Origin of the sequence: Microcoleus sp. B9-D4, from assembly GCF_036705105.1 — a bacterium.
Lineage (GTDB): Bacteria > Cyanobacteriota > Cyanobacteriia > Cyanobacteriales > Microcoleaceae > Microcoleus.
In genome coordinates this window covers 34,471-49,747 of the sequence record NZ_JAUBTS010000056.1, presented here as the reverse complement: position 1 = coordinate 49,747, position 15,277 = coordinate 34,471, and the positions used below count along the sequence as shown (strand labels likewise).

The window sequence follows — 15,277 nt, the reverse complement described above, 5'->3', positions numbered from 1 at the left end:
AGTTTTGCAAAAAGCATTTTTTTTATTATAGTGCGAGCGTCCCCGCTCGCGTATTCTACAAATCGCGAGCGGGGACGCTCGCACTATAAATGCAAAACTGAGATGCTCCCCAGAAAAGCCTGTCAATGGGGGGCAGGGTGCCTAACCCCTAATCCCCACAGTTTCTGGAGAAATCTACCGCAGGGCCCGGTGGTGAAAATAAACCCCGAAGCGGATAAAAATACCAAGTAGCGGTTGAAAAAATCGGAAATTGTGTTATAATTTTAGAGGTAACTATTTTACAAACCTTGTAGTTTCAGTGGCTGTTCGCGCGATGACCTCTTCACCAACCATAGCACCCGTTCGATCGAGTCAAGTTACCCGCAAACCTTATCCCAACTATCGGGTAATAGTCCTCAACGACGATTTCAACACATTTCAGCACGTTGTGGAATGTTTGACGAAATACATTCCAGGGATGACGAGCGATCGAGCTTGGAAACTCGCCAACCAAATCCACCACGAAGGCCAGGCCACCGTCTGGGTTGGCCCGCAAGAGCAAGCAGAACTTTATCATATGCAATTGAGCCGTGCGGGACTGACAATGGCTCCGCTAGAGTCAGCCTAACATTTTTTAACTGACAGTTATAATCAGTTACAATACTTACTTTGAAACTTGCCAAAATGGCAACATCACTTCATCCTCTTGATTTAGATTATGGGTAAACAAGCCTAATCTTTTACTCAAGTAGGAGAATTTTATGAATCATCCTTTTGATCTAGATATTGCTGATCTCGAAGCAATTGATTTGGATTTTGAAGAGACGCTAACTGATGAACAGGCCACCCGCATCGGAGGTGGATTAATGGCTACCACTCTAGCCATAGGTGAAGAAGGTGGGGGTGGCCCGATACAGTGTATCTCAGCTCCCTGTCCGGGAAGTGAAGGAGGAGGAGGATTTCCTCCCAAGCCTATTCCCATTGACCCTCCGCTGACCACTCTGGCTATAGGTGAAGAGGGTGGAGGATATTACACGAAAGCTTGGTTTGAAGGCGGTGGAGGCCCTCTTCATTGGTAATCTCATTCGTGCCGACAATGGTAGAGATTCTGCCTAATTCCTGAACTATTCCGATTGCTTCTGTAATAAGACTTTCAAAGATTCAGCCTCATTCGAGTGTTTTTTTTCAATATATAAAAAGTTGCAACACTCTCAAAACAAGTGATGCGACTTTTCATATTTGTAGTTGATTTTAGCACATTTTTAATTTTCAAATTTCCCATGAACATTTTAATTCTGGGTAATGATTCAGATGCTCATGCTGCTCATATAAAAGATGCTCTCACCCAAGCCGGTGCAGAAGTAGATTACTTAGATACCTATCTGTTTCCCAGACAGTTACGTCTGTCTTGGCAACCTGATACCCTAGTAGGGTGCTTGACGCTACCCGGAGGTCGCCAGTTGAATTTTCAAGATATTCACAGTGTATTTTGGCGCAATTTTTCCGGTGTTGGCGTTGCACCTTTAAAAGATGCAAATCAACAGCAAGTTGCATTGAATGATTCCATGAGTACAGTGCGATCGCTAATGCAAGCTTGTCCGGCTCGCTGGATTAATTCCTGGCAGGCATACCAGTTTCATAAAGAAAAACCCCTACAACTGAGTCTGGCAAAGCAAATAGGAGTGACGATTCCTGCAACTTTAATCAGTAACAATCCAGAGCAAGTTAGGGAATTTGTCCAATCTCAGAAAAAAGTAATTTTTAAGCCAGTTTATGGTGGCGCCCATACCAAGTTGGTGACAGAGGCACATTTAGAACCTAATCGGCTGGACTTGGCTTTGAGTATTTCTCCAATCACAATACAAGAGTATATTCCTGGCACAAACATTCGCAGTTATGTCATTGGTGAATCAGTCTATTCTGCCGAAATTCGCAGTCAAGCTTTGGATTTTCGGGAAGATTTAGAGTCCGAGCTAGTTCCGATAGATTTGCCCGAATCAGTTCACCAACAATGTTTAGCAATATTAAAGGCATTTATGCTGGATTGGACTGCTATTGATTGGCGTCTCAAGCCAAGCGGTGAGTATGTATTTTTAGAGGCCAATCCTAGTCCGATGTTCAGGCATTTTCAGCGTCAGACTGGTTTTCCGATTACACAAAAATTAGTCAATCTGTTAATGTATTAATAGGCGATTGCTATATTTGGATGTAGGACTATTGACGCTTAAAAAGAGGTATCCAGCCATTGGAATCTGACCATAAAATTGGAAGGGTATTATTAGGACAAGCGTCAGGAAATACAACGGCTGCTTGGCAATCTCCGTAACCAAGTGGATAATGTTTAGCTATGCTAGAACCATGCTTATAAGCAACATTTTTTGCTGGCTCTAAATCACGAGGGTTAGAGAATACTTTAGATCGATCGCTAAAAACTTTAGCTGACTCATCAAGAGGATCGCATATATGCACCTTGACATTAACATTAAGTTCAACAAGCTTAGCTTCCAGCCGTGTTTTAGCTTCCTGGAAACCAGACACCGAGATAAAAAATACTATTAATTTGGGATTTCTAAGAAGTTCTCCACATTCATTGGCTAACTCCTCGAAATATTGACAGGCTGATCCCCCTGTACCTATAAAATCATCAATAAACACAAGAGCTTTTATTTTTTGCATTTGTGTTTCGTCTTTTAAAGTTTTAGCAATTTTTCCTCGCTCAATAACATTACGATCATAAACTTCATTTTCATCAGAAAAAAGCTTCGCACAAGAGCCTCCACTTTTGCTGGGGTTATCTAGATAACTAACAAGTATATCCGATCTTTTCTTTTGCTTCTCTGTTTCATATTTACGTACTGAATGCCCTCCCCTAATGATAATTCCATGAGCTTCTTTCATCTTAGTTCTAAGATTATGACCATTGTAGAATTTGAGATGTTGAAGAATTTGGAACATCAACCTTTGTTCTGTATTTTCAGGAAACTGCTTTAACCAAGCTCTCACCTTATCTTCTGTAATAGGCATACTTAAATAAGAACAATCTCTCCACTTCTCTGTTAATTTGACAATTTCTTCAGAACGAACATAAGCTTCTTCCTCGTGTTTTTTTCTTAACAAAAGAGCATCTAAATCAGTAAAAGTTGTAATAATTTCATTAATTCCTTTTTCTTGTAGCCATTTTCCAAACAAAGGAACTTTATATTTATAAAAAGTATCATCTTCACTTACAATTATTTGACGACGTTCAAAATCTCGCAGTTCGGATTTCACACTAGGTTCATTTAATCCGTATTTAATAGCCTGTTCTATAACTTTTTCTTTGTTTATTTTAGGATCTCTTCGACTTATTTCAGCTAAGGCTAAAAAAACTTTTCTGCGATTCATGGAAATTTCTTCGGCGCGATCTCCTGTCTCGAATATGCCGTCTTCCCAAAAATGCAGGAAACTATTACTCGCTAGTTTACTTATAGTTATCTTAGTAGCTTCTTCCACTTCGTTTGGTGTAATATGTCCATCTCGACGATTTACGATAAGTTTAAAGAGTTCACCGCATATTTGCTTAGTGAAATAAGGATTACCACCTGTTTGTTGGTAAAGTTCATATATTGCTCGCTCCGAAATTTCAAGGTTCCACTCAGCTACTGGCTTTCTTACAAGCTCTTTAAAGTCAGATTGAGGATTTTCAAAGTAATCTATTATCAAAGGTTCAAATTTATTAAGCTTATCGCCTTGCGTGCTTATTATAAATTCCATTTTTTCGCCTCCTACTAGAAGAAAGCCAACATTTGTTTTTCCACTAATTGCTCTCAAGCTTAAAAAAAATGTATCTCCAATAGGACCTCTTTTGTAAACTTGAATTGGCAGTTCATCAAATTCATCCAAAATAAAAAGAATTTTATATTCAGGCACAATTCTTATAACTGACTCTAAAAAGCTATTCAGAGAGGCTAATGCACCATTGAACACAGGTATCTTCAATTCATAAAACCGAGAATTACTTTGTTTTATTTGTTCACATATTTTTATACCTAAATTTTCTATAGTGATTGCCGGATTTGGGTGAACGTAATCGCCACCTTCTAAATAAATTACAAGATAATTACTGGGAAATAGCCTGGTTAAGCGTGCTTTCAAAGTTTGCGCTATAGATGTTTTACCAACACGCTTTTGTCCCCTAATATAAGATGAACCTATACTTTTTGGTTTGCTTCTTGCTATTAATTTATTGAGTTGTTCGGTTCGGCCAACTAACTCCTCCTCGGTTATGGCTGGTTCTAGACTGTATGGCTCTTCTATAGCTAAACTATCCCAATCAATATTAGAACTTTGGCTTTCAAACTCCAGGCAAAATTCTTTTTTGCTTTCTGATTTATCGAAGTTTTTCCAAACCAGCTCTCCTAATAATATAGCCTGTTTTTCTGAACGAGTTACTTCACAGGGAATGGGAACTGTAATAGATATCAATTCTAAATGCCCCAAATAACGCTCTGAACTATCTACACGAATGTTATCACTTATATCTGTTAGCTTAAAACTGACATCAAATGCCTGACCTGGACCATCATTACGCACCACTAAGTTTAAATCAAATTTATTATTTTTTATTAAAAAAGGGTACTTTTTCTCGGATTGGTAAATATCTAATTCGGCAGGTTTACTAAGGGGATTATTGTGAAAGTCTTTCTCTAAAAGTTCTAAAATTTTGACGGCAAATCCACCTAAGTAATTACGGCTATATTTCGTGCCAAAATTTTGAGCCGAATCTAAATAATCGGTCATAATTTTCTTTGTTTCGGCAAAAATCTGAACTTTTTTTCCTCCTTGTTCTTCCAGGTACTGCTCTATGGATTGAAAAATTTGCGTTAACCTTGCATTCTCAACTAATTGTCTTGGAGAAAAAGGCCAAATTATAGCTTTGGATATTTTATTATTGAGTTTTTTGGGAAAATCGTTACGAAAACTTTTAATTAAATTAAGATCGTTTAAAGAATCGAGCAAATCCTTAAATTCTGCCTCTAGTTTTCGTACAATGTCTTTTAGCTTATTTTCTTTTTCATAGGTTTGAGATTTTAGCTCTATGTTAAATTGATCGTACAAATCTTTTGCAAAGACTTCATCAAAAAGCTCTATAATTTTATGTTTAATGGTAGAATCAAGTATATTCACATAACAATTTAATAGCCTTAGTAAACAAATGCCTATAAACCGTTTTTGATTAGGCAGTAAATTTTTGTAAAAAAGCTGGTCTACTAAATTCGAGTTATTTACATACTTAATATCTTGGCTTTGGAAAATTGCCTGACACAAAATAACAAACAATTCCGAATTTATAATATCTTTTGGTTGTGTTTGTTTTGTATGGCTCGAAAAAGCGTCTAACGCATCATCAATGGCTACAAGAGGTTGGCTATCTAATACTTTTTTGATTTCATCTACGCTTTTTTGAGGCATAAAACTTTCTCCGTGAAGTAGTACGTTTAACATTCTCCAGCCGATGCTTGTGCTACTTGTAATTCTTGCCTCTGCACCTCTGCCAGCTTAGCTTCATATAGTTGATTAGCATTTATTTTATCACGAGCCTTGAAGAAAATATGTTTTACTCCAAAAAAAAGACTTATGGCATTTCAAGAGCCGGATGAAGCCAAGTGGCAAGCTTTTGTAGTCGAGTTGTGTACCCTACGCCCGAACGTGATTGTCTATGTTGATGAATCAGGCATGAATAACCCAGACCAATATGATTATGCGAGTGAATCAACTCCCACAACGCTTCCATGCGCTGAAATCTGGGCGGCGCAAGGGTCGGGTAAATATGATTGCTCAGATCATCGTGCAACCAAAAATTGCTCGCCTGTTAACTGACTAAGGAATAATGACTTAATTCGATCGCCAAACTTCATCCCAAGGCCCGCCCCCAACTTCCAAACCCGATAAAGAACTTTGAGCCTCTAAGATAATTCTAGAACGCTGCTTGCCATTTTTGTCAACATTTCCCCCCAACAACTCTCGCAGTTGCAAGCGCAATTCGCCGTGCGTCGTATCCCGGCAGCAAAAAGCCAGACCTTTTTCTGTAGGAGCTCGCAGATAAGTACCAGGACTGTTTGTAGTGCCAATTAACTCAACTTCAAACTGACTGTTTCTAGCCTGCATTTTCCAGCTTCCCCAAGGTTCAATAGTCCAACTAACTTGGGAATTCCAAGGCACAAATTCGTAAAATTTGCCTCGGTAATGCAGACAAATCATTGCCACCGATTCCATCCACCACAGCACGCCCCGCTTGCCGCCGCCAGCAGTTAAAGCTAAATCCTTTTCGCCTTGAAAACAATTGCAATTAACCCAAAACCACTTTTGCGGAAAAGCACCGCCCCAGTTTTTTTCGCTGTAAGCGGGAGCATCTTTAAATTGGTAGCGTTCGCCGTTCCAATCAATCCAGCCCGTGGCTAAACCGTGCGCCATTAAAATTTGCCATCCCGGTTCAAATATGGGTAGATAAGATACCATTCCCGCCGTTGATTTCTGGATTTCTTCAGAGTTTCCCCAGCCATAAATAGGTTGAATTTCGTACTGCCAAAAACAGTGGCTGCCGCTTCCCGGATCGTGGAGATAACCTTGATTCAAAGTAGCAGTAGCTTGATAGCCTTCTTCGACGCGGCTGTCGAATACTTGCGGCTCTAAATATTCCGGTTTAATTTGTAAATCTGTTTTGCCCCAATGTCCGAAACTCAAGCTTTCTCGGTGGGCCCAAAACTTATTTACATCGGGGAATGTACGGCACAAATAGCTATCTTTCGGGCCGAGAATTTGAGCTGCACCGCCGCTGTAAGGTTGACCGCCTCTGGGGTCTTCGATGGAATACATGAAGGCAAAGGATTGTCCGTGAATGGGTAATGTTATTCGATAGTACCAGCCTTCAAAAAAGCGGCGGGAACTGCCGTCCCAGTGGTAGCCGCTGTGGGGAGTTTCAATAGTTTTGAGTTTTGAGAGTGAATTTGACATAAAATTACCAATAGCAGAAAGAAGAGTCAGTAGTCAGTAGTCAGTAGTCAGTAGTCATTAGTTAACGGTTAACAGTCAACAGTTAACAGTCAACGGCTAACAATGCCCAATCCCCAATGCCCAATGCCCAATTCCCAATTCCCAATTCCCAATTCCTAATGACTAATATGATAGGTTATTAATTATGTCTTTAGCACTTTGGCGATCGCCCTTAGCTCGTGCGCTCCACCGCAACCGCAGTCTTGCTTTTGCCCGCTACTTGCAACTAGCAACTGTTCGCGCCACCGGGCGTCCGGCTAACCGCACTGTGGTGTTTCGAGGCTTTTTAGAAGACACCAACCAGTTAAAGTTTATTACAGATATTCGGAGTCAAAAGGCAGAGGAAATTAACCTCTATCCTTGGGGGGAAATTTGCTGGTATTTCCCAAAAACTCGCGAACAATTTCGGATTGCTGGAAAGCTAGTTTTGGTAGGGGCAGATTATCCAGAGGCCCAGTTGTGCTCATCGCGCCGCACAGCTTGGCAGGAGCTTTCTGAGGCGGCTCGATCGCAATTTGCTTGGCCGCATCCGGGGGATGACAAAGCCCCGGCTAGTGCTTTTGATTCTGCTGCCCCAGATGCGATCGAGCCGCTGCCTAATTTTTGCTTGCTGTTGTTGGAACCGGAAACGGTGGATTTGTTGGAGTTGCGGGGGGAACCGCAGAACCGATCGCTTTATCGGCGCGACGGGGAGGGAAATTGGTCGGTGCGCGAGGTCAATCCTTGAAAAAGAAGTCAACCGATTTTAGATTTTAGATTTTAGATTTTAGATTGAAGAAAGCGACTCCACTGATAAATCTGGGTAGTCATTAGTCAGTGATTATTGGTTATTGGTTATTTGTTACCAATAACCTTCCAGGCCCCATTGCCAATTCCCTGTTTGGCCAATTCAAATTTTAGATGCCGCTGCCGTCGAAAAATTCTTGAATTGCTTTATCTTTTAACTTGCAGCTAGGGGTTGTAAGTAGCTGTGTTTTTTCGGCTACGGCTACATTGCTGGCTTGGTTTAAAGCTTCTGATACTGAGTGGAAATTGTGGGAATTGGCAACAGAAGTTAAGGAGACAGATGCTTGAGGAACCAAACTTTTTACTTGCTGTTCGAGGGACTCGATACGATCGAGCAAAGAGCGAATTACTACAGCTTCCGAATCCGGCAAACTGCCGTGTTCTAGGGGATTGACGCGCACTCCCGATCGATAGACGATGCGGCCGGGAATCCCTACCACTGTGCAGTCAGATGGTACGTCGCGGAGCACGACGGAACCGGCGCCGATGCGGACGTTATTGCCAATTTGCAGATTGCCGAGTACCTTGGCGCCGGCACCTACAACTACATTTTCGCCGACGGTAGGGTGACGCTTGCCGCTTTGTTTGCCAGTTCCGCCCAGGGTGACACCTTGGTAAATTAGGGCAAAATCGCCGATAATGGCTGTTTCGCCGATCACAACCCCCATACCGTGGTCGATGAATACGCTTTTGCCGATGGTTGCCCCTGGGTGGATTTCAATTCCGGTCAAAAACCGAGCCATGTGGGAAATCAAGCGGGGGATGAAGGGAAGCCCCAACACATAAAGCCAGTGTGCGAGGCGGTGCAGCACTAGGGCCTGAAGACCGGGGTAGCAAAACAAAACTTCCAGCCAGTTGCGAGCGGCAGGGTCGCGATCGAAAATTATACTGAAGTCAGCTCTAAGAGTCTTTAGCACTTTCGGAGTTACCTATTTTGGTTAAACACGCCACTTTCGATTTTACATTTTACTTGATGGCGGAAGTGAGCGGTCGATCGGGAGATTGGGTAGTGGGAGATTAAGAGAGTGGGAGATTGGGGAAATTGGGGCATGGGGCATGGGGCATGGGGCATGGGGCATGGGGCATGGGGCATGGGGCATGGGGCATGGGGCATGGGGCATGGGAACTGACAACAAATAACCAATAACTAATAACCAATAACTACTGACTACTGACTACTGACTACTGACTACTGACTATTCCTGTACTGAGATTGTATAGTTAGACTTGACTCCGGGTTCGAGAGTACCTACCCAAATCCTGTAAGATCCTGCTTGCCAGTCTGAATCAAGTATGCCAGCATCTTTATTCTGACCTATATCGTCTCCGCAGCGCACCGCATTACCGGGGCCTTGTACGAGTAAGGTTGTGTCCTTTCCTCCGCTGTTGATTTGGAGTGTGAGTTTTGAAAAGTTTTGCTGCAAAACTATGATGTGGTCGGGAGTTGGGGTGGCAAAACCCAAACATTTGTTTTTGTGGCGATCGGCGTTGGCTATGGCAGATAGAGAGTACGATCCGCCTGTGGAACCTCTCAAAACTGCTGTTGGGGCTGCAAAACCTCGCGATAAAGTTAAAGTGCCGAAATTGGCTGTTTCTGCTAAAACTGGTAGGGCGGCGATCGCCGCGATCACACCCAAGAGCGCACCGTTTTTGAAATTGGCTCCCTGATTAAACAACATGGCAATACTCCAGGCGTCACAACTTAACATCACAATTCAGAATTTACCCATCGCAGCCCCTAGCATCCAAACTGTGGAGGAAGAATAATTTTTTTTAAATTAGTTCAAAACCTCCTGGCTTCTCTTCCTTATGTCTATCAGGACAATCCCTGTACGATCGCGCTCGCTTGTGCCACTCGGATTTCTGCCACAGGCGATCGACTCATATCCGAAATTGTACGGTGTCAAGATGATAAATTTGATACTCCTAGCCTTGCTGTTGGCGATCGGTTCCCTATTGACACAGGCCTTGGTATTGTTACCTATAGGTCTATCTGGCTGGCTCCACCTCCCTAATTGGCTGAGCCTGGCCTTGATTTTTCTGGCTATTTCTTGGTGCTTGGGGGATTAGTGAGCAGCCAACACTCAGCATTCATGAGTGATGAGTTATTAATGATTAGTCAAAAGTTAATTATCCATTCCGCTTCCCCCAAGGGTCAAGGCCCGATCGCCCCCGGTCTGATGATGTATACTTCACAATTGACAATTCAAGAATCTAAAATCTAGGATTTGACATCTACCTATAGAATGATGCAACGACAAGTTTATTCGATCTCAGGATTTCACTCTTCTGACAAAAGCCTGGGGGAAACTCCTAAAAAACAGGATCGTCCGATACATCGGGCGATCGTGTTAATGCTGGTGGCAACAGGTTTGCTAGGCCTGCACGCTAGTCGGCTGGTGGAATTGCAACTGATACAAGGGAAGCAAAACCGGGAAAGAGCCGAAAACAATCGCGTTCGCCTAGTGCCCATGCCGGCGAATCGCGGACATATTGTCGATCGCCAAGGCAAGTTGCTAGCGGCAAACAATTTAGCTCGATCGGTATATTTGTGGCCGAAAGAACAAACGCCGGAAGAGTGGAAAGCGACAGCAGAAAAGTTGAGTCCGCTGGTTAAAATCCCGGTACAAGAAATTTTAAAAAAATTAAAAGAGGTCGATCCTCAATCCTACAGACCCGTGCGGCTCAAGCAAGCAATGCCACCAGAGGTGTTTGTGCCGCTAGCAGAACAGGTGGGACAAATGCGGGGAGTGGAAGTGCGGCCAGAAGCGAACCGCTACTATCCCGAAGGCAGTTTGGCGGCTCACGTGATCGGATATATTGGCGAAGCTACCGCAGCCGACTTGGAAGCTCATCCTGAATATCCGATGGGGATGATTGTCGGTCAAATGGGCATAGAAGCGAGCTCTAACCAGAAGATTGCGGGAGTGTGGGGCGATCGGCTGATCGAGGTAAATGCCCAAAATCAAGAATTGCGGCTGATGGGAGAGACACCGCCCAAACCCGGTGAGGCGGTGCAGCTAACCATAGACTTGTCCATGCAAAAAGCAGCCGAAAAAGCCCTGGGGCAGCGCCGGGGAGCAGTAGTGGCGCTGGATGTCAAAACCGGGGCGGTATTAGTTATGGCCAGCCACCCGACTTTTGACCCCAATCTGTTTACGCGAAAAATCACTAAGGATGAGTGGAAAACTCTTCAAGACCCGGAAAATCCATTTTTGAATCGGGCCATGCAAGGCTATCCCCCCGGCAGCACCTTTAAAATTGTGACTTCCGTCGCGGGCCTGGAGTCGGGCAAATTTTCGCCGGACTCAATTCTCGGTACTTCGTCTTACATTACTGTGGGGGGAATTGATTTTAACGAACACAGCGGCGGTTACGGCGACATCGGCTTTCGGGATGCTTTGGCTTTCAGCAGCAATACATTTTTTTATCAAGTGGGGATTAGTACCGGGCCTGAGCAAATTTCTAAGTGGGGACACCGCCTGGGAATTGGCAAGGATACGGATTTGAATCTTTTGGGGCTAGGCGGCGGCGATCACGGTCAAATCCCGACGCCGGAGGAGAAGGAGAAACTTTATAAAGAACCTTGGTATGCGGGTGATACGGTAACGATGTCGATCGGTCAGGGGTTGGTGTTGGTGACTCCTTTGGAGGCGGCGGTGATGGTGAGTTCGATCGCTAATGGGGGTTATCGGGTGAAGCCTCATCTGTTGACTTCTATGACCGGTACAGCGGAGACTCAACGGGTACATACGGGGATGAAACCTTCAACAATTCAGGTGGTTAAGGAAGGACTGATCGCGGTGGTTGCCCAGGGTACGGGACAGGGGATGAATGACGGTACGATTCCGCTGACGGCGGGCAAAACAGGGACTTCGGAGGTCATTGGACAGGAGGATCACTCTTTGTATGTCGCCTTCGGGCCCGCTGACAAGCCGGAAATTGCGATCGCCGTGATTGTGGAAAATGGCGGTTATGGTTCTGTTGCCGCGGCCCCGATCGCGAAAGAGGTGTTTCAAGCTTATTTTGGGCAACAGAAAAAGGTGAAGCAGTCAGTAGTTATTAGTCCTTAGTCCTTAGTCAGTAGTCAGTAGTCCTTAGTTATTGGGAATTGGGAATTGGGAATTGGGCATAGTTTCTTGTTTTTCATTCTGACTAATGACTACTGACTAAGGACTAATGACTTCTAACTAATTGAGCCGCATAAATATTGTAGCTTTGCGAATTCCTGTTATTTCTCCCGTACTTGTGACAGTGAGCGATCGCAAGTGGTCGAACAAAGGTCTTGCCGAAAGTTCAATTAACCTCAACAGCGGGATTTGTTTTTCCCAAATTGCCCTGCTGGAGGGCCAGTCTAAATAAAAATAGCCGTCGTTAGATGGCGGTAGCGGTTCAATGCTGGTTTGAAAGTCTTGATTGGCAACTAAAGAGCCTGTTTCTGCTGCTTCTAGTGCTGCGTCCATTGCTTCTACTGAAGTGGTGAAAATTTCGTATTTGCCGACGGTGGCTCGGATTCCTTTTGCCTCGGTTTCGATCGCACTTTTTCTATTATTTTCTCTCCCATAATTGGGGTTCGTTGTCAACTGCGTCCAAGCGGTAATTTTCTGGTTTCTGAGAGTGAAGCTGCCGATGCTGTATTCTTTGCTGCGGGCAATTTCATCGAGTTTGTCGATCGCCTTTTGGGAATCGGCAGAGTTTTCGGCGGCAAAAATCCAGTCGGCACCATTTGACGAATTCGGAAGCACTGCTAAAGCGTATTCTCCTTGTACCCAGTCAAATATATCCTGCGGCAGGTTGACGCCCCAAAGTTGCTGAATATCTCCCAGGGTGCGATCGACTAATTTTGAGACTTCTGGATTAGTAGAAACCGCCGATGACAAATCAGTCCAAAAATTCCTTAAATCGGTGCTGGCGACCGCGAAAGGACTCGCTGAGGGAATGTATTGCAAGGCTTGCACCGGTTCGGAGAGTGTTGGAGAAGCTGTGTTTTCTCGCGATGTCACTAAAGCAGTTTGAGCCAGCAATCCCCGTCGGTTGACTCCGACAGCAACTGCGAGGGAATTAAGAGAAACTTGGGGATTTTGCTCGGTTGCTGATTGCGGGAGATTGACAAATGCTAAAGCGATTCTGCCTTGATTTAGCTGCTGCAAAGCTTTTTGATATTCCGGGGTATTGTTGAGATTTAGGTTGGCTGATTCAACGTTATTAATTGCATCTCGAATCACAATTGGGGTATTGGAAAATAAAACAAAACTTTGGTTATTCCCAGAATTTAAATTACCGCCGATGGCTGCTGTTGCGAAGCTGGATGGCAACTTGGAAGTCGGCAGAGAAAACGGGTTAAAAGGGGAAAGCGAAGCAGATTTTTTCTGGGATATTGGTGCTTGTTTATAATTAATTTTCACGCCTTTATATATTTCCGACTGCACTGTTTTATCGCCACGAGATTGTTGGCGCCAGTAGGAGTCGATAAATTTTTGGCTGCGATCGACCTTTTGGGAGGAAACCGCCAGCAAAAACCCGGCTTGTTTGCCGTTGCTGCTGTCGCCATCGAAATCTGGCGTTGTGACTGCGAGGGTAATTTCGTCACCTATCCAAGGTTGGATATCTCGACTGTAATCGAGGCCTGTATTGCCGAGGAGACTTTTTTTGATTTGCTCAAATTCTGCGTGCGATCGACTTCTTTCTTCGGGAGTGGCAAAAACTTGTCGCAATGCTTCGAGGCGATCGGGATTTACCAGCATTGAAGCTAACAAAGGTGCTTGTTTCGAGACAAACACAGCCGCAGCCGGAGTAGTTGTCGGCCCGCCGGCGAGCAAATTCAGGGGAGTTTGAGTTGTCAGCCAGTAAAAACCACCGGCACTCAAGCCTAAGAGTGCCAAGACGCCAGCAATGAGGAAAGAAAAGAACGATCGCAGCTTCATACAACAAGGACTAATGACCACAGTCTATTATTAACTAGAGTAGCGCATGACCGTAGCTCTCGGCAGATACTTTTTGTTCAGTTCGCAAAACAAAAAGATAAACTAAAATATACTCAAGCTTTAAAACCCAAGTAAAATGCTAACAATATCAACGCCCCCCGAACAGCGAGTTTTACTGCCAAATATCAGTTGGCAGTTATATGAAAGCCTGCTAGCGGAACTGGGCAACCAACGTTCCACCAGAATTGCTTATCATCAAGGTCAATTAGAAATTATGGTGCCGCTACCGGAACATGAAAATCGCAACAGGCTGATCGATCGCTTAATTGTAACTCTCATAGAAGAACTCAATCTAGAGTACAACCCCTTTGGCTCGATGACGATCAAAAAACGCAAAAAAGCAGCGGGTAAAGAACCAGATTCCTGTTATTATATCCAGAATGAAGCACTGGTCAGAGGGAGAACAGAATTAGACTTTGCTCAAGATCCGCCGCCCGATTTAGCACTGGAAATTGATATTACCAGCAGTTCCTTAAATCAATTCGATTTATATGCAGATTTAGGCGTACCCGAAATTTGGCGGTACGATGGACGAAGCATCAAGTTTTATCAATTGCAAAATGGCGAATATGCCGAGTGCAATTTTTCGCGGGCTTTCCCGATGCTACCTACTGCAAAAGTTGAGGAATTTATCGATCGCTGTCAAACTACAGGCGCAACCACAGCAGTGCGAGAATTACGGGAATGGGTCAATCGATTTTAGATTTTAGATTTTAGATTTTAGATTTTAGAATTGAAGCATTCACCCCACGAATAAATACGTTCGGCAAGTTTCATCGGATACAGGTTTTTTATTTTTCCACGGATGAATCCGGGGGCTTGTATCCTGGATGCTTTCGGTAAAAAATCAAAAAAATCAGTAATTGTGTAGTCTACCACGGCACTCCTCGCGCATCGGAAAAATCTGCATCTAGAACCGCCCCCGGATCGAATACAGCATCAGTTAAATCAGCCTTTCTAAACGACGTTATCGACAATTTTTCTATTTGTTCAACAGCTATAAAAAATCCGATCGCAGTTAACCCCAGAATTACCCCAGAAACCAAAAATAAGACAATTCCCCTGATAGTATCTCCGCCCAAAAATGTCACAATACCGCTAGCCCCGATCGCAGCCGCAGCCCCAGCCACAGCCCCCGCCACAATTCCAGCCTCGCACCGAGTCGCAGCAATCGCCGTAGCAGCGGTTCCAGCCACCGCCGCAGCCCCCGCATCCGCCCCGGCAATCAGTCCAGTCAAAGCCCCAGCCGCCGTCACAGTCACCGCTGTCACCCCAGCCCTAGCAATCAAATTTCTCACCCGCCTGCGGCTTTGTCCAGTTCTGACACCCTGAAAATTTGCCCCCCTCAAAATCGCCCCGGTGAAATTGCAGCCTCGAATGTCGGAACCGCTGAAATTCGCCCCTGACAAGTCAAGCCCTTTAAAAGAACGGTTTCGCAAGTTTTGGTTAGCAAAATTGAGATTTCGAGGTAAAGTCATTCGATTTTAGATTTTAGA

General features: G+C 44.2%; 15 protein-coding genes. 9 read left to right on the top strand and 6 right to left on the bottom strand.

Annotated elements, in window-relative coordinates; translation table 11 throughout:
- Positions 1–313 precede the first annotated feature (313 nt).
- From clpS to QUB24_RS25690, 3 genes are all read left to right on the top strand, one after another.
- The gene (gene clpS, locus QUB24_RS25700; RefSeq protein WP_015178834.1) at positions 314–607 is read left to right on the top strand and encodes an ATP-dependent Clp protease adapter ClpS; all 294 of its coding nucleotides are present in this window, start codon (positions 314–316) and stop codon (positions 605–607) included.
- A 133-nt stretch (positions 608–740) separates the two neighbouring features.
- Entirely contained in the window at positions 741–1,058 is a 318-nt protein-coding gene (locus tag QUB24_RS25695) for a hypothetical protein (RefSeq protein ID WP_333156453.1), read from the top strand.
- 201 nt (positions 1,059–1,259) lie between these two features.
- Entirely contained in the window at positions 1,260–2,165 is a 906-nt protein-coding gene (locus tag QUB24_RS25690) for a hypothetical protein (protein ID WP_333156452.1), read from the top strand.
- 28 nt (positions 2,166–2,193) lie between these two features.
- On the opposite strand, the gene QUB24_RS25685 is transcribed toward QUB24_RS25690, so the two are convergent.
- Positions 2,194–5,430 (bottom strand): ATP-binding protein, encoded by a 3,237-nt coding sequence (locus QUB24_RS25685; protein WP_333156451.1) that lies wholly within the window; start codon positions 5,428–5,430, stop codon positions 2,194–2,196.
- Positions 5,431–5,595: 165 nt separating this feature from the next.
- Between QUB24_RS25685 and QUB24_RS25680 the strand changes: the two genes are divergently transcribed.
- Complete coding sequence (locus QUB24_RS25680; RefSeq protein ID WP_333156450.1) at positions 5,596–5,838, top strand: hypothetical protein; 243 nt, start codon at positions 5,596–5,598, stop codon at positions 5,836–5,838.
- A gap of 15 nt (positions 5,839–5,853) precedes the next feature.
- On the opposite strand, the gene QUB24_RS25675 is transcribed toward QUB24_RS25680, so the two are convergent.
- Complete coding sequence (locus QUB24_RS25675; RefSeq protein ID WP_333156449.1) at positions 5,854–6,972, bottom strand: tocopherol cyclase family protein; 1,119 nt, start codon at positions 6,970–6,972, stop codon at positions 5,854–5,856.
- A 184-nt stretch (positions 6,973–7,156) separates the two neighbouring features.
- Here QUB24_RS25675 and QUB24_RS25670 point away from each other — a divergent pair, with 184 nt between their 5' ends.
- On the top strand, positions 7,157–7,738 hold the full coding sequence (locus QUB24_RS25670; RefSeq protein WP_333156448.1) for an Npun_F5749 family FMN-dependent PPOX-type flavoprotein: 582 nt from the start codon (positions 7,157–7,159) through the stop codon (positions 7,736–7,738).
- A 169-nt stretch (positions 7,739–7,907) separates the two neighbouring features.
- Here QUB24_RS25670 and cysE read toward each other — a convergent pair whose 3' ends face one another.
- Together cysE and QUB24_RS25660 are read right to left on the bottom strand one after the other, a co-directional pair.
- On the bottom strand, positions 7,908–8,714 hold the full coding sequence (gene cysE, locus QUB24_RS25665; protein ID WP_333156447.1) for a serine O-acetyltransferase: 807 nt from the start codon (positions 8,712–8,714) through the stop codon (positions 7,908–7,910).
- 279 nt (positions 8,715–8,993) lie between these two features.
- A complete protein-coding gene (locus QUB24_RS25660) occupies positions 8,994–9,476 on the bottom strand; it encodes a hypothetical protein (RefSeq protein WP_333156446.1) in 483 nt (160 codons plus the stop codon).
- Positions 9,477–9,606: 130 nt separating this feature from the next.
- On the opposite strand from QUB24_RS25660, the gene QUB24_RS25655 reads away from it, so the two are divergent.
- From QUB24_RS25655 to mrdA, 3 genes are read left to right on the top strand one after another with little or no spacing between them, the layout of a single operon-like run.
- Entirely contained in the window at positions 9,607–9,867 is a 261-nt protein-coding gene (locus QUB24_RS25655; RefSeq protein ID WP_333156444.1) for a hypothetical protein, read from the top strand.
- Between the two features lie 23 nt (positions 9,868–9,890).
- Positions 9,891–10,022, top strand: coding sequence for a hypothetical protein (locus QUB24_RS25650; protein WP_333156442.1), 132 nt, complete (start codon positions 9,891–9,893; stop codon positions 10,020–10,022).
- A gap of 21 nt (positions 10,023–10,043) precedes the next feature.
- Positions 10,044–11,870 carry a penicillin-binding protein 2 gene (gene mrdA / locus QUB24_RS25645; RefSeq protein WP_333156440.1) on the top strand — a complete coding sequence of 609 codons (1,827 nt, stop codon included), beginning with the start codon at positions 10,044–10,046 and terminating at the stop codon, positions 11,868–11,870.
- A 117-nt stretch (positions 11,871–11,987) separates the two neighbouring features.
- Here the strand turns inward: mrdA and QUB24_RS25640 are convergent, their stop codons facing one another.
- A complete protein-coding gene (locus QUB24_RS25640) occupies positions 11,988–13,742 on the bottom strand; it encodes a DUF3352 domain-containing protein (RefSeq protein ID WP_333156438.1) in 1,755 nt (584 codons plus the stop codon).
- A gap of 115 nt (positions 13,743–13,857) precedes the next feature.
- Between QUB24_RS25640 and QUB24_RS25635 the strand changes: the two genes are divergently transcribed.
- Positions 13,858–14,484: a Uma2 family endonuclease gene (locus QUB24_RS25635; protein WP_333156436.1), complete on the top strand. Its 627-nt coding sequence runs from the start codon at positions 13,858–13,860 to the stop codon at positions 14,482–14,484.
- A gap of 169 nt (positions 14,485–14,653) precedes the next feature.
- Here QUB24_RS25635 and QUB24_RS25630 read toward each other — a convergent pair whose 3' ends face one another.
- Positions 14,654–15,259: a pentapeptide repeat-containing protein gene (locus QUB24_RS25630; protein WP_333156434.1), complete on the bottom strand. Its 606-nt coding sequence runs from the start codon at positions 15,257–15,259 to the stop codon at positions 14,654–14,656.
- Between the last annotated feature and the right edge of the window lie 18 nt (positions 15,260–15,277).